The sequence below is a fragment of the Proteus sp. G4380 genome (assembly GCF_963885725.1).
In the GTDB taxonomy this organism is placed as follows: Bacteria; Pseudomonadota; Gammaproteobacteria; order Enterobacterales; family Enterobacteriaceae; genus Proteus; species Proteus mirabilis.
This window is the reverse complement of record NZ_CAWPAV010000170.1, coordinates 22,889-42,469: the sequence shown is the minus strand read 5'-3', so window position 1 is coordinate 42,469 and position 19,581 is coordinate 22,889. Positions and strand designations below refer to the sequence as shown.

Annotated in this window: 12 protein-coding genes; 9 read left to right on the top strand and 3 right to left on the bottom strand. The window is 37.4% G+C overall.

The annotated features are described in order from the left end of the window. Positions 1-108: 108 nt before the first annotated feature. The 5 genes from yieE (at position 109) to AACU98_RS15165 (ending at position 7,726) form a co-directional block, all read left to right on the top strand. Entirely contained in the window at positions 109-999 is an 891-nt protein-coding gene (gene yieE, locus AACU98_RS15185; protein ID WP_004247811.1) for a DNA-binding transcriptional regulator YeiE, read from the top strand. A gap of 122 nt (positions 1,000-1,121) precedes the next feature. Beyond that, on the top strand, positions 1,122-2,609 hold the full coding sequence (locus AACU98_RS15180) for an amino acid permease (protein ID WP_004247812.1): 1,488 nt from the start codon (positions 1,122-1,124) through the stop codon (positions 2,607-2,609). A 780-nt stretch (positions 2,610-3,389) separates the two neighbouring features. Continuing rightward, positions 3,390-5,396: a ligand-gated channel protein gene (locus tag AACU98_RS15175; RefSeq protein WP_036905808.1), complete on the top strand. Its 2,007-nt coding sequence runs from the start codon at positions 3,390-3,392 to the stop codon at positions 5,394-5,396. 751 nt (positions 5,397-6,147) lie between these two features. Further along, positions 6,148-6,357 (top strand): hypothetical protein, encoded by a 210-nt coding sequence (locus tag AACU98_RS15170; RefSeq protein ID WP_017628390.1) that lies wholly within the window; start codon positions 6,148-6,150, stop codon positions 6,355-6,357. Beyond that, the gene (locus tag AACU98_RS15165) at positions 6,347-7,726 is read left to right on the top strand and encodes an APC family permease (RefSeq protein ID WP_004247065.1); all 1,380 of its coding nucleotides are present in this window, start codon (positions 6,347-6,349) and stop codon (positions 7,724-7,726) included. The genes AACU98_RS15170 and AACU98_RS15165 overlap by 11 nt, the downstream gene beginning before the upstream one ends. Before the next feature lie 65 nt (positions 7,727-7,791). Here the strand turns inward: AACU98_RS15165 and AACU98_RS15160 are convergent, their stop codons facing one another. Together AACU98_RS15160 and AACU98_RS15155 are read right to left on the bottom strand one after the other, a co-directional pair. Next, complete coding sequence (locus AACU98_RS15160; protein WP_161735050.1) at positions 7,792-10,725, bottom strand: autotransporter domain-containing protein; 2,934 nt, start codon at positions 10,723-10,725, stop codon at positions 7,792-7,794. 316 nt (positions 10,726-11,041) lie between these two features. After that, entirely contained in the window at positions 11,042-12,691 is a 1,650-nt protein-coding gene (locus tag AACU98_RS15155; protein ID WP_161735047.1) for an alpha-keto acid decarboxylase family protein, read from the bottom strand. A gap of 149 nt (positions 12,692-12,840) precedes the next feature. Here AACU98_RS15155 and AACU98_RS15150 point away from each other — a divergent pair, with 149 nt between their 5' ends. Together AACU98_RS15150 and dld are read left to right on the top strand one after the other, a co-directional pair. After that, positions 12,841-13,734, top strand: a complete 894-nt coding sequence (locus AACU98_RS15150) for a LysR family transcriptional regulator (protein WP_049208647.1) — start codon at positions 12,841-12,843, stop codon at positions 13,732-13,734. A 217-nt stretch (positions 13,735-13,951) separates the two neighbouring features. Then, entirely contained in the window at positions 13,952-15,721 is a 1,770-nt protein-coding gene (gene dld / locus AACU98_RS15145; protein ID WP_161735043.1) for a D-lactate dehydrogenase, read from the top strand. 81 nt (positions 15,722-15,802) lie between these two features. Here the strand turns inward: dld and sbcB are convergent, their stop codons facing one another. Further along, positions 15,803-17,233, bottom strand: coding sequence for an exodeoxyribonuclease I (gene sbcB, locus AACU98_RS15140; protein WP_036920081.1), 1,431 nt, complete (start codon positions 17,231-17,233; stop codon positions 15,803-15,805). Positions 17,234-17,652: 419 nt separating this feature from the next. On the opposite strand from sbcB, the gene AACU98_RS15135 reads away from it, so the two are divergent. Both AACU98_RS15135 and tmaR read left to right on the top strand, forming a co-directional pair. Next, positions 17,653-18,915: an MFS transporter gene (locus AACU98_RS15135; protein ID WP_004251857.1), complete on the top strand. Its 1,263-nt coding sequence runs from the start codon at positions 17,653-17,655 to the stop codon at positions 18,913-18,915. Positions 18,916-19,175: 260 nt separating this feature from the next. Further along, positions 19,176-19,514 carry a PTS system regulator TmaR gene (gene tmaR / locus AACU98_RS15130; protein WP_004247073.1) on the top strand — a complete coding sequence of 113 codons (339 nt, stop codon included), beginning with the start codon at positions 19,176-19,178 and terminating at the stop codon, positions 19,512-19,514. Positions 19,515-19,581 lie beyond the last annotated feature (67 nt).

The following is a 19,581-nucleotide window of genomic DNA, read 5'->3' as shown; positions in this document are numbered from 1 at the left end:
ATAATAACCACTAAAACTAATATAGGTATATTTTCACAATTGTTCTTGGTATGTTATTGGTTTGTGGATAGTATGTTATTACTATGACAGCTAAAAGGTGGGATGGACATGCGTATTACATTGCGACAACTGGAAGTATTTACTGAAGTACTTAAAAGTGGTTCTACAACACAGGCTTCACAACAGTTGGCATTATCTCAATCCGCTGTGAGTGCTTCTTTAACTGATCTAGAAAATCAGTTAGGAGTACAACTTTTCGATAGAGTGGGGAAGCGCTTAGTGACTAATGAACACGGGCGATTATTATATCCAAGGGCACTCTCTTTACTTGAGCGTGCTACTGAAGTAGAGCAGTTATTTCAAGCCGGAAATGGTGCTTTACGTATTGCTGCAAGCACCACTATTGGTAATTATATTTTGCCACAAATGTTGGGTAATTTTCATCGTAACTACCCCGATATTCCACTTGAAATGAGTATTGGCAATACGGAAGAAGTCGTCAAATCAGTCAGTGAGTTCCGTGTTGATTTAGGCCTTATTGAAGGGGCTTGCCAAAGCTCTGAATTAATCAGCCAAAAATGGCTACTGGATGAAATGGTCATATTTTGTTCCCCTGAACATCCTTTAGCTAAGGCGAAAACAGTGACATTAGCCGATCTTCAATCCGCGCCGTGGATCCTACGTGAAAACGGTTCTGGGACGCGAGATGTACTCAATCATCTGCTGTTTGCTTCATTACCCGGATATCGAATCGAAATGGAATTAGGTAATTCAGAAGCGATAAAACATGCTGTAATGTATGAAATGGGGATTAGTTGTTTATCTCGCCGAGTGATCCAAGATCAAATAGAGAGTGGCTCTTTAAAAGAGATAAAGGTCGAAGGTCTAAAATTACAACGTACTTTATATTTGGTCTATCATCGCCAAAAACATGTCTCTGATGCCCTCAAAAAATTACTTTCATATTGTAATGCTGAACATTTAATCGACAACGCTTGATAAGTTACTAATAATTGAAGCCCGATTATGAAGGTATCTTATAATCCTAGATCCTTGCTATTCACCACAGCCAGATTTGTTACAATTGATGCTAGGAATATGAATATAACCGTGGAATGATAATGTCAGAACAACAAACAGATACCGCAAAATCGGGTGCGGTACGCACTTTGCGTCGAGAATTAAAGGCGCGACATTTAGCGATGATCGCTATTGGTGGTTCAATTGGTACAGGGCTTTTTGTCGCATCAGGTGCAACTGTTGCTCAAGCAGGGCCTGGGGGCGCATTACTCTCTTACGCATTAATAGGACTTATGGTCTATTTCCTTATGACCAGCCTTGGAGAGTTAGCGGCATTTATGCCTGTTTCCGGATCTTTTTCAACCTATGGCTCTAAATATGTTGATGAAGGATTTGGTTTCGCACTAGGCTGGAACTACTGGTACAACTGGGCTGTGACGATTGCAGTTGACTTAGTCGCCGCGCAGCTCGTGATGCTGTATTGGTTCCCTGATGTGGATGGTTGGATTTGGAGTGCGTTATTTTTAGCCGTTATTTTCTTGCTTAACTATATTTCTGTAAAGGGATTTGGTGAAGCTGAATATTGGTTTTCATTAATTAAAGTATCGACCGTGATTATTTTTATTGCGGTGGGTATTGCGATGATCACCGGTATTATGAAAGGCGCTGAAAATGCAGGTTGGCACAACTGGGAAATCGGCGATGCGCCTTTTGCTGGTGGTTTTGCCGCCATGATAGGGGTAGCGATGATTGTTGGGTTCTCTTTCCAAGGAACTGAACTTATCGGTATCGCAGCGGGGGAGTCGAAAGATCCTGCGAAAAATATTCCTAAAGCAGTACGTAAAGTTTTTTGGCGTATTTTACTGTTTTATATCCTAGCTATCTTAATTATCAGTTTAATCATTCCTTATACTGATCCTAACTTGCTACGTAATGATGTGGGTGACATCAGTGTGAGTCCATTTACACTGGTATTTAAAAATGCAGGGTTACTTTCAGCTGCCGCTATCATGAACGCAGTTATTTTAACGGCGGTGCTTTCGGCAGGGAACTCCGGTATGTATGCATCTACGCGTATGTTATTTACCTTAGCAAGAGAAGGTAAAGCGCCGAAATTTTTTGGTAAATTATCTAAAAACGGTGTTCCACGTAATGCACTTTATGCAACAACAGTGGTTGCGGGTTTATGCTTTTTAAGCTCAATGTATGGTAACCAAACGGTTTATTTATGGTTATTAAATACATCAGGTATGACAGGATTTATTGCTTGGTTAGGTATTGCAATCAGTCATTACCGTTTTCGTCGGGGTTATGTAGCACAAGGTCGTGATCTGAATGAATTGCCATATCGTTCGGGCTTCTTCCCTGTAGGACCTATTTTTGCCTTTATTCTCTGTTTAATTATTACATTAGGTCAAAACTATCAGGCATTTTTAGAAGATACTATTGACTGGTATGGTGTTGTGGCAACCTATATTGGGATCCCATTATTCCTGCTGATTTGGTTTACCTATAAAATAGTGAAGAAAACACGTTTTATTCGCTACAGTGAAATGCAGTTTCCTGAGCATATTGAAAACAAAAAATAGTTAGTTTTATCACTAAATAGAGAGCCGGCTAATTTGTGAACTTTATCACAATTTAGCCGGCTCTTTTTCTATTCTATGACTAATAATTACACAAATAAGAGAAAATTCTAATTTATATTCGCAATCGCATTGATAAGTATTCTTATTTGCTTTATTGTTAGCAAACAATTTATTGCATAATAATGTGACGACAGTGTTATTGGTTATAGAAAATAGATCTGATGTATGTAAAGCGTCATCATCCACTCTCTAGAGCGATTTTTAGCTCATCTAATAACGCATCGTTGTATAAGAAGTCATATATTGAATATTGCGTATTATATCAATTAAGCGAATTTTCTTCTTATTTGTCACATTATTCTCAATTAATCAATTTTAATGCAAAAAAGTGATGAATAAATTATCAGGTTAAACTTTGGCATATTTATCTGTTAATGAAACAGCTGGATAGAAAATCAATAGCAATATGCAAATAGATGTAGGTATATATTTGTTTGATTAATCTACAGGCAAGCCTGATAAATATATTGTCACTATTAATAGGATTTTATTAACACATTGTTTTAAAAGAAAATTTACAGATCAAATTATTTGAGTGATAAAAATCTTATAGAAGCATAAAACAATAACAGCAGAAGTATAGGAATTTAGTCAATAGGGATATAAAAATAATATCAAAATAACTAAGGGTAATTAAATTAATTACCTTCATTGTTGAGCAACTGTCGATCTGTCCATCTATATAAAACTTAAAGAATATATATTCTTGGAGAATCGGGAATGGTAGTGTTAAAGAAAAATAAAATTGCGCTTGGCGTTGTTGCTGCTCTTGCATCAAGTTTTGTGATGACAGCTTCCGCAGAAGATCCGGAAAGGTTACTGGTGACAACCGCTTCGGGGTTTAAACAGACTGTTGAAGATGCTCCAGCTTCTGTTTCAGTTGTAACTCGTGAACAATTAGAAACAAAATCATATCGTGATGTAACTGATGCGCTAAAAGATGTTCCGGGGGTGCTAGTGACAGGGGGCGGTAGTAGCTCTGATATTAGTATTCGTGGTATGGATCCTAAGTATACCATGATCTTAGTCGATGGTAAGCGTGTTGCATCTCGTGAAACGCGTCCTAATAGTGATAACTCAGGTATTGAACAAGGCTGGTTACCTCCTTTACCCGCGATTGAGCGTATTGAGGTAGTAAGAGGCCCAATGTCTTCTTTATATGGCTCTGATGCCATGGGAGGCGTTATCAATATTATTACGCGTAAAGCGCAAAAAGAATGGAACTTTAGTTTACGTGGTGACACAACGTTGACTGAGCGTAAAAATGAAGGAAATACAGGACAAGGTAGTTTCTATGCTGCAGGTCCATTGATTGATAATGTGTTAGGTCTAAAGCTGCAAGGGCAATATTCTCACCGTGGTGAAGATAGACGTGTTGATGGCTATAACCGTCAGATCACGGCAAGTGGTGGCGGTACATTAAGCTGGACACCAGATGAGAAAAATACCGTTGAATTTGAATTTAAAAAAGATAATCAACATCGTGATTCACGTGTTGGCTATTCAAAATCAGCTGAACTTGTTAAAGGAAAGGCACCACAAAGTAGCTTTACTGATTATGAGTTAACGCATTATGCCTTAACCCATGATGGTGTTTATGATTTTGGTACTATGAATACCTATGTTCAGCGCGATGAAAGCCGCAATCCATCACGTAAAATGGATTATGATGATACAACTGTTCGTAACCAAACCGTCTTTATGTTTGGTGATCATATGTTAAGTGTCGGCGGTCAATATCGCTATGAAGAGCTGAAAGATGAAGGCAATAAGCTTAAAGGTAATAATAAGCTAGATCGCTATAGTTGGGCGCTGTTTGCTGAAGATGAGTGGACATTGACAAACGACTTCGCTTTAACCGCCGGTTTACGGATGGATAAAGATGAAAACTTTGGTACTCACTGGACACCGCGAGTTTATGGTGTTTGGCATTTAGCTGATGAATGGACATTAAAAGGTGGGGTATCTACTGGATATCGTTCACCGGATTTACGTCAAGCGACAGCTACTTGGGGACAAGGGACTGGCGGTGGTCGTTATGATGCAGTTATTTACGGTAATCCTGACTTAAAACCAGAAAAATCGGTGACAGAGGAAATTGGTATTATTTGGGATAATCGTGATAACTTAACGGCAAGTTTAACGATTTATAATACTGATTTTAAAGATAAAATAACAGAAGTTCGTCGTTGCGATAGTCGTTCAGACAAAGCACCGGGTATGCGCGATTGTACATTAGCTGATGGTGTTGGTAATAGTGGCGACCCTTATGATTTTGTAAGTGATAGAACTAATGTTGATAAAGCCAATATGCGCGGTGTTGAAGTTACTGCTAACTGGATTATTTCCCCAGAATGGAATTTAGCAGCAAACTACACGTTCACAGATACGGAACAAAAGAGTGGCGATTTCAAAGGTAAGCCTCTGAATAAGCAACCGCGCCATATGGCAAACGCGACCTTAAATTGGGAAACCACACCTGAAATGGAAACTTGGGCACGCATTAATTTCCGTGGTAAGACATCAGACTATTTATCACGTACTTCAATGGCTAAGAGCACACCTTCATACGCCTTTGTTGATGTAGGTACTAGCTATAGTCTAACGAAGCAACTAAATCTGATCGGCGGCGTCTATAATGTTTTTGATCGTCGCATCGAAAGAGATAATTACGGTTCAACCTTAGAAGGCCGTCGTTATAACATCGGATTAAACTACAACTTCTAGTTTTATCCCTCAGTGTGTGTCAATCAAGCTCCACATTATGTGGAGCTTTTTTTGTTATTTAATTAAAGCCAATACTGGCAAAATGCATAATAGGCATTTATATTTAGTTTAATGAATCACCTAAAAATAAGGTTCATTTGTTTTAACCACTGACTATCTTTACTGAATACTTAATCTTTTTTTCTTATTACTGAAAATCATTTTTGATTACTCTATATGGCTTGTTGAAAAATAATGGTATTTCAGTTGGCTGTATCTTTTTTAGTCTTTATAGCGTGAAATAAGCAATTAATTTACATTAGATTTATTTATGCATTATTAATACTTTATTTTGGTTGGTATTGTTGTATATAACATGCAGAATTAATTAACTTTTTGATTGTTAATGTATTAATGATTTTTGTTGTTTAATACCAAACGACAATAGGCTATATCTCAAAGTTAGGCTTTGTGATAAAAACGCAAATATTGTCAATGAAATGTGACAGTAAAGGCTAACTTAGTTTGCTATTTAAAAAGATCGTAAAAAAAGGTGGTTTTTTGATGAAAATCTATTGCTATTTAAGTCTGAGACGTGCAAAATGCGCCCACTAAAAATATGACTGATGCGTTTTAACTGCATCGGTTTTTTTTTGCTTTTTACTTATTACTACACCAAGAGGTCAGACTTATTTTAGTCTGAATAGATAACATAATTTGATTAGCAGCCAGCCCCTTAGAGAAAGGGTTGTCGTGATAGAGGAATGCTAATATGGTACAATTATTCTCTTTCGCAGTCGGGCCTAACGGCACCTGCGGTAATGATGACTACGGAGCACGGCGTCTCCTAAACTCACTCCTGTCCTCAAAAACTTCTTTCTATTCTGTTTATAGACAGATGCGAAGTCTTCCCAGTAACTGTCGGTTGAGTTTATCAAGTACTCAGTTCGAAGTTATGGGAGGGTTCGCTCATGTCAGATAATGTCATCTCCTCTATCGGCACCAATCAAACTGGTGTTAATAACCGTGTTCAATTACGCAAAACATTGACGCTAATGCAAGTCGTCATGATGGGGTTGGCATTTTTACAACCTATGACGATTTTTGATACTTTCGGTATTGTATCAGGCATAACCAATGGTCATGTGGCAACATCATATGCTATTGCGTTAACCGCTATTTTATTTACCGCAGTGAGCTATGGGAAATTAGTCAAGCGTTTCCCTTCAGCAGGCTCTGCTTATACTTATGCACAAAAATCCATGAGTCCACATGTTGGTTTTATGGTTGGGTGGTCTTCATTATTAGACTACTTATTTATGCCAATGATAAATATCTTATTGGCTAAAATTTATTTACAAGCCATATTCCCAGGCGTTGATCCGTGGATCTTTGTTGTTGCGTTAGTCGCGTTAATGACATTTTTTAATCTACGCGGAATTAACGTTGTGGCTAACTTAAATACCGTTATTGTTGTTATTCAAGTAGCTGTAATGGTGGTATTTGTTGGTTTATTAATTCATGGCGTATATAACGGCGAAGGTACAGGGGAGTTATGGACTTTCCGCCCATTTGCGTCAGTAGATGCTGAATTAATCCCAATGATAACCGGCGCGACAATTTTGTGCTTCTCGTTCTTAGGGTTTGATGGCATTAGTACCTTATCTGAAGAAACACCCAATGCCGGTAATGTGATACCAAAAGCGATTTTCTTAACTGCGTTAATCGGTGGTTTAATTTTTATCGCTGTTTCTTATTTTTTACAATTATATTTCCCAGATATTTCACGTTTTAAAAATCCAGAAGAGTCACAACCTGAGATTATGCTGTATGTAGCAGGAGCCTTGTTCCAGTCTATTATCTTAGTGTTTTCTTGTGTGACGGTATTAGCATCGGGTATGGCGGCTCACGCAGGTGTTGCGCGTCTGCTGTATGTGATGGGACGTGATGGTGTATTCCCTGAAAAAGCGTTTGGTTATGTTCATCCCAAATGGCGTACACCGGCATTTAACGTACTGTTAGTTGGCTTTTTAGCGCTAGGGGCGATCTTTTTTGATTTAGTCACTGCTACAGCGTTAATTAACTTTGGTGCGTTAGTGGCATTTACCTTTGTCAATTTATCTGTTATTTCGCAGTTCTACATTCGTGAGCGTCGTAATAAAGGGTTAATGGATCATATTAACTATCTTATATTACCGATTATTGGTGCCGCGACAATGGGGGTACTGTGGGTAAACCTTGAACCAGGCTCTATGGAATTAGGACTGATTTGGGGGGCAATTGGTATACTTTATATGGTGTGGATCACTCGTCGATTCCGTCGACCTATGCCTCAAATGCCAGAGAAATAACATTGTATTTAGTGTGTTGATTGTTTAAAAATGGCCTCATCAGTGAGGCCATTTTTTGTTTATAGTTAGAACGCGATAGAGAGTTTCATATCAATACCATTATCGTGCTGATTTCTTGCCGTTAGTCCGCTGTATCCAATTGAGACTTTTGATGTCTCATTAATTTGGATAGTCGTTCCAGCTTTTACCACCAGTGCATCTCGAGCAGCATCAACACTATTTGCTATAAATGTAGGCTGGGTTTGTGTGAAGCGTAAATGGATCCCTCGTTCTACATCGTTATATTGGTGTCTCCAGCCTAGCTCACCATAGAGAGAAACCGTTGATTTACTGTTAAATTTCCATTGGTTATTTAAACGTAGCCCTGTAGTGGAGGTGGTTGACTCTAGAGTTTGCGAATGGGCTTGTAAGGCTGCTCGTCCACCTTGCTCGTTAATGGTAGCATTTTTCGTTTTGGCATATTCAAAATTAACAAAAGGCTCTAATTGTGTATCTGAGAGGGTGATGGGATAAGCTGCTTCAATAAAAATTTGGCTAGTGTTCCCATTGTAATTCGCCTTATTTTTATCTGACTGTACACCATAGTTGACCGATTTTGTTGTATGGATACGATGAAAGGTATTAGATGCACCAGCACGTAACGCGATTGTGTCAAAATCATAGCCACCATAGAGTGATAAGTGGTAATTTTCGCTATTTGCGTGACTGTTATCACCAGATAGTGAGGTTTTGGTGACCCCTGTTGCAATACCAAGCAGCATTTTATCGTGACTAACCCGCTGATCTGCACCTAATAGTACGCCATAGGTGGAAGCATCATAGCTATTTGCATTGCCATCATTGGAAGTCTTTTCCCAATGAGAGAGAATTTTAGCCCAAACATGACCTTTGTTATCTGCACTTTCTTTCTCTCTATTAATTATTTCTGCATTTTTAATCTGAGAGAGGAGTGTTTCTTTTATTTGCCGGCTATTGTTGAGTTGGTTAGATAAGATATCCGCATGAATTTGACCTGTTAATTGATTATAGGCAGCGCGGGCATCATTCCCTGTATCCATTCTTATAATGCTTTCATAAATAGGATGTCCCAAGGGTAATGCGTCTATCGCATTGGCGATTGATAGTTGGTTTTTTGTTTTAGCCACACTTGAAAAGGCGGTGTTATTTCTTCCGACATTTAGTATTACTGAATTTTTATCGTAGGACAGTGTGGTACCTAAAAAAAGATAGTTTGGATTTACATCAGTAAATTGACCATTAACACCGTGATCTGCCGTTAAAATGGTATATTTTGTGTTATATAAACTTTGAACATCATCTTTTGTTAGCAGATTTTGGCTATTTTCAAGCGATACATTAACCATTCCACCATTCAGTGTCGCGGTACCCAAACTGATTATTTTATCGCTATCACCTTGTGAATTTATTTCAACATGGTAGTTGCTACCAGAATTAAAAATAACAGTATCATCTATATTAATTGTACCTATTGAATGACCCGGTGATACGATGCCTCCTGAATAAACGGCCAGCTTATTAATTTTTCCTTTACCAGAAAGTATCCCTTTGTTATTGATATTGACTTGAGAATCAACGCTCCCACCATTTAATAGCAATGCTCCTTTGTTGACATCTAGTAAAGAGTTTAGTGTTCCTTCAAGAAGCAATGTACCACCATTAATGGAAGAATTTTTTGCATAGTGGTTTTCACCAGTGAGCAGTAAATGACCCTGATTAACTTCAACGCCAGCAAAATGGTTATTGCCTGATAAGATCAAGGTGCCATTACCTTGTTTGATTAATTTGCCAGGCCCACTAATATCATTTTTCCATTCATCAAGTTGACCAAATTCAGCAAAGTCAAATTCATTAGTTATTTGATTAACAATAAAATGATTGTAGAAATAGCTAGGGCCATTATAGGCTTTTGGGAGATTAATTAATCCCCAATTGGCGTTTGGATCATCTTTGTTTGCAGCCCAGCCAGCCAATGAATTACTCGGGTAGGCGGTACTCGCTAAGATAGATTGTCGTTGCTCTTTGGTTAAATAGGCAAAGCGTAAACGCAGTAAAGCGTTGGCAGATGTTGGTATTTCATTAGGGGTAATGCGTGGTGCAGGCTCTGGATCTTTGGTTGCGTAATAACCTGTTTCATCGTTAGTGATTGTTGTCGAGGTCGTTAAGCAATGTGGATTTTTGCATTGGCTAGCAACATTTTGGCGGACTTCTTTGGTAAGCTCTACAAAAGTGCGGGTGGTGTCATCATCTGCAAGCATTTGTGACAGCAGGTAATAATTGCCTATTCTGGATGCAATGGTATCTGTTGCGAAGTGTGCCCCGACAATAACTCGACTTTCACCATATTCTATTGCTCTGGCAAACATTTCACTGCCCTTTTCAGGGAATAAGATGGATAACACTGCAGCTTGTTTGTATCCGTTCCACGTATGACCACTGGGATAAGATGAGCCTGTTATAGTGGTGTAGTTATCAAGATAATGACCTTCTTTATCAAGTACTTGATAAGGTCGGCCACGTAAAAAAAGTTCTTTTAAGATAAAATCTATCGAGCGTACTCTTTTTTTGTTTGTATCATAAGCATAGGTGCCTGTGCTATGTAATTTATTGAGATCTTGATAAGCTTGAATATCGCTAAAGTTGATCGATTTAGCCTTATCACCAAATAAAATATTAGCATAGGTATTAAACACATAAGTATGAGACTGTGACTTATCCGCTTCGGCAAGTTCTCTACGTTCGCCGGTAATGGCTTGATAATTATTGCTGATTATTCTATCTAATTCAGCGGTTCTCGATCCTTTTTGAGGGCTAGTTGTGATAACACCATTTTTGATTTCATCTAACCAATAATTACGTTGGTCGATAATACGTTGCTTGGTTTGTGAAATATTGGTTTCAGACCATGTTGAATGGGAAAAAAGTAAAAAAAAGCAGCTTAACGAGGTAGGTATTACGATATTTTTCATAAAATAAGCCATAGTCTCTAAAAAATTGAGAGCTAATTTATATTAGCTATGTTTAGTTTTTATGACAGGCATTATTATATTAGAGATATTTTCTAAATTGTTTGGTAGTAATTTATTCAGAGTTTTTTTATTATTTTTACTAACATTATATGAAAGTTTGAATATAGTGTGATCAATGTAGTAAAAAATATCGGCATATTCTCTATATTAAAAATAAAAATTAGAGTATGCCGATGATTTAAATTATACCTTATTTATTAAGCAAATTAGCTAAGCTTTATCTATTTTGTACTGTTACATGCTTAATTAGTTATTCTACTTATTCATTTTAGAATGAATATAATGAACTTTTTGATTCTTTTAATTTTTGCGCTAATTCAGAGGCCTCATATCGCTCTGTGACTATCTCAATATAAGATGCGCTATCTGTTAATGCGGCTTTATTTAACGCATTATCGAGTTCACTTGCTGTCGTCACTTTTTCACTATACCAATCTGTTGCACCAAAGGCTTGAGGTAACTGATGATAGTTCCACTGAGCTAAATCATTATAATAAGCTTCGGGGTAATCACATAATAATCTCTCTATTAAATAACCATCGTTATTTAATACTAGAATAATAGGTTTTAAACCGAAACGAACAAATTGGCTAATTTCTTGTACTGTTAACTGATGAGAGCCTTCGCCGGTAATTAAAATAATACGTTTTTCTGGTGCCGCTAACGCAGCGCCTAATGCAGCCGGTGTTGCCCAACCAATAGAGCCCCATAGTGTTTGGTTATGAAATTGTGCACCTTCAGGTAATAAAGCGAAGCCTAATCCCATGGATGAGGTTCCTGTTTCTGCAATAATAATATCATTAGGCTTAAAGAATTGTTCTAAACGAGGATAGAGATATTGTGCTGTAATTTTATCATTATCAGATGTAACCGCTTCACCTAATCCTTTCGCTTTTATTTTATGATAAGTTTTATTCGGCAGTCGTTGGGTTAATTCAGAAAGAATATCTGTCATATAAACGCAGGAGTAGATCACAGAATCAATTTCAACATAGTCTGGCATGATACTGATAAATTGTTCTGATTTCATATTAGCAGTGAAGCTGCCTGTATTAAAGTCAGTCATTAATGTACCGATCCCTAATATATATTCACTACTTTCGACAAATTCTCTGACCTCTGGTGTCATTAATTGTCCGTCATACATACCAACATATTGCGCGTTAGATTCACTTAATATGCTTTTATCCATAAACATAGTGGCATAAGGTAAACCTGTTTTATCAATAAAATGCTGGATTTTATCTGTTAACCCTAAACGTGCAGATAAAAAGCCTGGTAATACACAGACATTATTGCTGTGGGTGAGTTTCTCAATGATTGCTGATACTGCTTTTTCTAATGTTGCTTTATCACTTGTTGGCTTTTGTGGTGCGGTAACAGATAACGGCGCTACTACTTGGCTATTAGCATAATCTGAAGGTATACCAATATAAACAGGACGACGCTCTTTTAATGCTGCTTCTATTACGCGCTCCATTTCTTCCACACAATTTTCGGGTGTTAAAATAGTATGAGCGCAAGCAAGGCGCTGAGCAATCTGATAAAAAACATCAAAATCACCATTACCTAAAGTATGATGCACAAGGCGTTTACTTTTTTGTACGCCACTTGCTGGCATGCCAACTAAATGGAAAATCGGTAAATTTTCAGCATAGGCACCAGCAATAGCGTTAATCGCACTTAATTCACCTACGCCAAAGGTAGTGGATAATGCTGCCATACCTTTAATTCGGGCATAGCCATCTGCAGCATATGCCGCATTTAATTCATTACAGTTACCAATCCAACGTTGTTGTTGGTTGTTGCAAACAGTGTCTTCAATAGGGAAGGCATAATCACCAGCAACACCAAAAATATCTTTGATACCTAAATCATATAATCGGTCTAAAACGTACTTAATAACTGTGTTTGTCATATAATCTCCAGAAAATCTGAAATAATAATCTACTAAATGATAGTAAAGTTCTTACATTATGCTTAATGTTCTATCGCTAATTTTGTTTTTAAGGAAATGGTTTATTATTATTGGGGGTATAACCAAAAGTAATAAGGTAAAAATTATTTATGGATATTCGTGTTTTACGCTATTTTATTGAAGTTGTTCAATTAAATGGATTTAGCCGAGCCGCTGATGCTTTATTTATTACACAACCAGCCATTAGTCGCAGCATTAAAAAATTAGAGGATGAATTAGGCACTGTTTTATTAATAAGAGAAGTGGATGGGGTAAAATTAACTGATGACGGTGCTATTTTATATGAGCATGCAAAGCAGATCCTCGCTCAATTTAATAGTATGAATAAAGCATTAAATGATAAAGATGAACCTTTAACAGGCGCCTTAAATGTCGGATTACCTCCTGTTATAGCCTCAACCTATTTTGCTGATATTATCATGGCGTTTAGCTCTCGCCATCCCAATGTTGAACTTAAAATTTTTGAGCTGGGCACCAAACAGATGGAAGATGCGATGTTAGAAGGCACGGTAGAAACTGCGGCAGTGATGTTACCTTTTAATGATAAAGATTTTGAATTAACCATTTTTTCAGAAGATCACTTGATGTTATTAGTAGCACAATCCCATCCTTTGGCTAAAGATAAGAAGGTTAATTTTAAACAGCTTATTACAGAGCGGTTTATCTTTTTTTCAGAAGATTTTCGTATTAATGATTTGGTACGTAGTGCTTGTGGGATTTATAACACTGAACCACAAATTGTGGGGAGAAGTAATCATTTAGATTTAATTATTGCAATGGTTAAAGCCGGTGTCGGGATCACACTGTTGCCTAATAGCATGTGTAATAAATATCCTATCGATGATTTAGTGGTTATTCCCATTACTTCCCCTACGTTATCTTATCAATTAGCTTTAGCCACCAATCAAAATAGTTATCAAAGCCGTAGTTGCCAAGCATGGAATAAATTAGCAATAGAGAAATTAATGAAAGAGAATATTTAATCATGGAATGATAAATACGCTTTGTAAAAAGTGTTTTATTAATGGTAGCTATAATTATTTTATCAAACTAGCGGCTAATTTATTGTGATTAACTTGCCCACAATGGTATAAAAGTGGTTATATTGATAATACATTTCTTTTTATCTCATTATTTTTAAATAAAAATTAAATTGTGATAAAGAGAAAAATCAGACAAGACAGGAATAGGATAGGGACAATGAATGAGAGTAGCAGCTCCACAAACCAGCATTTTATTCGTAAGTTAGAAGGTATTGTCGGTAAAAAACATGTATTAACCCAAGAGCATAAAACAGAGCGATATCGTAAAGGGTTTCGTTCCGGACAGGGAAAAGCGCTGGCAGTGGTATTCCCCGGCTCTTTATTAGAACAGTGGCGTATTTTTAAAACCTGTGTTGAAGCCGATAAAATTATTATTATGCAAGCGGCAAATACTGGGTTAACAGAAGGTTCAACCCCCAGTGGTGATGACTATGATCGTGATATTGTTATCATCAGTACCTTGCGCCAAGATAAAATACAAGTTCTTTCTGAATATAACCAAGTTATTGCCTTTCCTGGCAGTACATTATGGCACTTAGAAAAAGTATTAAAGCCATTAGGAAGAGAGCCACATTCAGTGATAGGTTCTTCTTGTATTGGTGCTTCGGTGATTGGAGGCATTTGTAATAACTCAGGGGGGGCATTAGTGCGCCGCGGTCCTGCTTATACTGAGTTATCACTTTACGCCCGTGTTAATGAACAGGGTGAAGCAGAGCTTATCAACCATTTGGGAATTGATTTAGGTGACACTCCGGAAGAGATATTAACCAATCTGGATAATCGACATTATCATGCGAAACAAATTCATGCGACGGATAAACTGGCATCTGATCATGAATATAGTGAGCGAGTACGTGATATTGATGCTGATACACCATCTCGATTTAATAATGACGAAAGACGTCTCTTTGAAGCGGCGGGAAGCGCCGGTAAGCTCTCTGTTTTTGCCGTGAGATTAGATACTTTTCCTGCTGATCATCGCACTCAAGTTTTCTATATTGGGACCAATGATCCTGATGAGTTAGAAGATATCCGTCGCCATATTCTCAGTCAATTTAAGGTATTACCCGTTGCGGGTGAGTATATGCATCGAAGTTACTACAAGATGGCAGAAGTTTATGGCAAAGATACCTTTTTAATTATTGATAAGTTAGGTACAGATAAGATGCCAGCCTTATTTGCTATTAAAGGGCGTGTTGATGCTGTTCTTAATAAAGTGCCATTTTTACCTAAGAATCTAACTGATAGAACAATGCAATTGATGAGTAAGTTATGGCCTGCTCATTTACCTGCTCGTATGACAGAATATCGCGATAAATATGAGCATCATTTAATGCTAAGAATGGCGGATAGTGGTATAGAAGAAGCCTCAACTTATTTAAAAGAATATTTTAAACATGCCACGGGGGATTATTTCGAATGTACAGAAGAAGAAGGTAATAAAGCCTTTTTACATCGTTTTGCCGCCGCGGGTGCTGCGGTGCGTTATCATGCCGTTCATATTAACGATGTGGAAGATGTGCTACCTTTGGATATTGCATTGCGTCGTAATGATCGAGATTGGTTTGAAAAACTGCCTCCTGAAATAGAAAACCAATTGCTCTATAAATTATACTGTGGTCATTTTATGTGTCACGTTATGCATCAAGATTATATTATTAAAAAAGGTGTTGACGCTAAGGCGCTTAAAGCACAGATGTTAGCCTTACTAGACAAACGTGGTGCGGAATATCCAGCAGAGCATAATGTAGGACATCTCTATTATGCAAAACCGCAATTAAAAGCGTTTTATAAACATAACGATCCGACAAATAGCATGAACCCAGGCATTGGTAAAACCTCAAAATTAAAATATTGGGGAGAAGAGTGTGATTGCGGGCATAATCATCATCAAGCTGAAGTTAATCATATAGAAAACAAAGAATAAGTTTTTTATTCTATGACAGCTAAACATAATAAAGGCAGGGAAACCTGCCTTTTGCGTAATTTAATTGCTTATCTGATGTTATTAACTCGCAATTTCTTGAGCATATAAATATAGCTCTTGTAGTTGTTTTAGCTTTTCTTCGTTATCGCTATGTTCTTCTGCTAACAGCTGAATGGTATTGATATATTCAGTCAGCTTTTCTGGCGTTAATTGCTCTTTTCTATGCGCTAACCAACGTTGTTGTTCATCATAAGTTAATGTGGCTGGGAAGTTTCTCGCACGGTAACGGAAAAACAGCGGCTCCATACGTGGATCTTCAAAAGTTAAATTAAGTGCTGGTAAGTTTTGTGGCTGTGTTGAGCGAATAATTTCCATCGCGCTACGATCATTATCGCTAAAAAAGCCATTGTATAATTGAGCATCAACATCATCTGCAGGGGTAAATGGTGTTTGTTGAGCAAAAATCTCGACAACTTTATTGCGGATCTCAGGATTAGACAGCAATATTGCTTGGTTATTTAAACAATTATCAATATCTAACCCAATTCTATCGGCATCTTGAGATCTGAGGGTATTTTTAGGTGCAACGATAGGGCATTTATTAATATGCAGTAATTTTATCGGAACTGGTGGCTCATCGGCAGATAACTCACTGCGAGGAGTATATAAGCGCTCACGCAATTGCTCTGAAGTGAGGGTTAATAAAGGGGAAATATCCGCAGCTAAATCACAAACAATCACCGCATTACGATTATCTGGATGCCAAGCTAAAGGAGCTACAAGGCTTAAATTAGAACGCGCTGCACCAAACATACCAGAGACATGCACAAGCGGCGTCATGGTTGGGATATCAATCAGTGCTTGTACTTTACGTTTATCACGTAAATTAAAGAAATAATCAAACATACGAGGTTGCGCTTGTTTGAGTTTTTTTGCCATCGCAATAGTTGCATAAACGTCTGACATGGCATCATGCGCATTTTCGTGGGAGATCCCATTTGCTTTAGTTAATAGCTCAAGGCGAAAACTCGGAAAACCATCATCATTCTCAGGCCAATTAATTCCCTCAGGACGCAATGCATAACATGCACGTAAAACATCAAGTAAATCCCAACGTGAATTTCCTTTTTGCCAACTATAAGCATAGGGATCATAAAAATTACGATATAAGATATTTCTGGTGACTTCATCATCAAAGCGTAAATTGTTATAACCCATAATACAACTGTTAGGCTGGCTAAAGGCTTGATGAATTTGGCGAGTAAATTCAGCTTCTGATACACCATTCTTTAGTGCTATTTGTGGTGTGATCCCCGTTATCATGACGGCTTCTGGCTGAGGTAAGTAATCATCATTCGGTTTGCAATAAATGACCAGAGGATCTTCAATGATATTAAAATCCATATCTGTTCTGACACCGGCAAATTGCGCAGGGCGATCCATCGCAGGATGCGTACCAAAGGTCTCGTAGTCATGGATATAGAAAGTGGGGGTATTAGCTGAATTTGACAAGGTTTCCTACCGTAATTTATCTGCTTAATTAATTGATTTTTAAATGAGTTTTAAAGCATTAAACCTTGCACTATTGAGTTGCATCGGGTTTAAACAATGGATATAACGACAAAGTTTGATTGATGATAGTGTCACAAATATCAAATTGTTAACAATGCTTAACTGCGATAAAAGGTATGGTAAACCATATTGACTAAAACGTGAAATATCTAATGAATAAGAAATAAAAGGAGCATAGCGTTGAGTATAGGGAGAACCTCGTTTAATGGGGATATATAAATAGCGATCTATCGCACATAACTTATATGTTAACGTTAACTTTAGTGCGTTAAATCACATAATGGTAAATATTTTCTACGTTATAAATAGAGTTAACGTTAACATTCTGGTCGCAAAATGACTTTATAAGGCGCTTAACAATGAATAAAGATGCTAAAAAATACTATGTGATCTTAAGTGCGTTGCTATTTTTCTTCTTTTTTACATGGTCTTCATCGTTTTCATTAATCTCTATTTGGTTACATCAATATGTTGGACTTAAAGCAACAGATACTGGTTTGATATTCTCGGCTATATCATTGATTGCTTTATGTGCCCAGCCACTCTATGGCTTTATTCAAGATAAACTGGGTTTACGCAAAAATTTACTGCTGGTTATCGCGGTATTGCTTATTTTATCGGGGCCTTTTTTTCTTAGCTTTGCGGCAATATTACGCTGGAATATTTTTATTGGCTCTATTCTCGGAGGGCTCTATGTAGGAATGACTTTTAATGCCGGGATCGGCGTTTTAGAATCTTATACTGAGCGTGTTAGCCGTATTCGTGGTTTTGAGTATGGCAGGGCGAGGATGTGGGGCTCTTTGGGATGGGCATCGGCAACTTTTATTGCTGGGCATAATATCAATATCGATCCTAACTATAACTTTTTTATGGCATCGATAGCGGGGGTGATCTTCTTAATTCTGTTGGCGTTACTAAAAACAGATAAACCAGATGCTTTTAATCAATTAGAGCATGGTAAACCTTCTGCACTCACCATCAATGATGCATTAAACTTACTGTCATTACCGCGCTTTTGGGCATTAATATTATTTGTGGTCGGAACCTGTATTTATAGCGTCTACGATCAACAGTTCCCGGTTTTCTTCTCTTCACAATTTGCATCATTACAGCAAGGTAATGAGATGTACGGGTATCTTAATTCCTTACAGGTTTTCTTAGAAGCGGGAGGAATGTTTGTTGCGCCTTTCTTAGTGAACAAAATAGGGGCGAAAAACGGTTTATTATTGGCGAGTAGTGTGATGGCTGCGCGTATTATTGGTTCTGGATTAGTTGAAGGGCCGATAATGATCTCTTGTATGAAGTTATTACATGCCGTTGAGCTTCCTATCCTGTTAATTTCTATTTTTAAATATAACAGCCAACATTTTGATAAGCGTTTATCTTCTACATTGTATTTAGTCGGTTTCCAATGTGTCAGTTCCATTGTGGCAACATTGTTATCCCCATTAGCGGGTTATGGCTATGATCATTACGGTTTTGCCCCTACGTATATGGTGATGGGATGTATGGTAGTCGGTACTACGTTACTTTCTGCTGTGTTGTTACGTGCTGACTCGAAAGCATTACCACAACATGATATGACTGATCTCGATAGTAACAATAAAGCTCAACCGATTTAAGCGGGTAGGCATTAGCTATTACAGCGCTGCTAGATAATTTTTATGGCTACCATTCGTGAGTGGTAGCTTTTTTTATCGATTTTATTTAGGTTTACGAATATCGGCTGATTGACTATATTGAATAGAGCGTATCATTCTAATCTACTGTTTATTAAGCCAAATCAATTAAATTTATAAACTTTACTTGTTTATTGACACGATTAAGCGATAATCTTAAACAGTACTATTTTTCTTAAATATCAATTGTAAAGGTGTAGGAAATGGATAACGCAAGCAAGCCGTCTTTCCAAAACGTACTGGAGTTTGTGCGTATGTATCGTCGTAAAAACAAAATCCGTCGTGAGATCACTGACAATGAGAAAAAGATCCGTGATAACCAAAAACGTGTTCTTTTATTAGACAACTTAAGTGAATACATTAAGCCTGGTATGTCAATTGAAGATGTACTCGGTATTATCGCTAATATGCGTAGTGACTATGAAGATCGTGTAGATGATTACATCATAAAAAATGCAGATCTCTCTAAAGAGCGTCGTGAATTGTCAAAACAATTAAAAGCGATGGGTGAAATTAAAAATATTCCTAATATTAAAAATTAATTATATTAGCTGGCAAATTCAAAGGCCTCTGAATGGTTGTTCAGAGGCCTTTTTTTTCGTTTTTTCA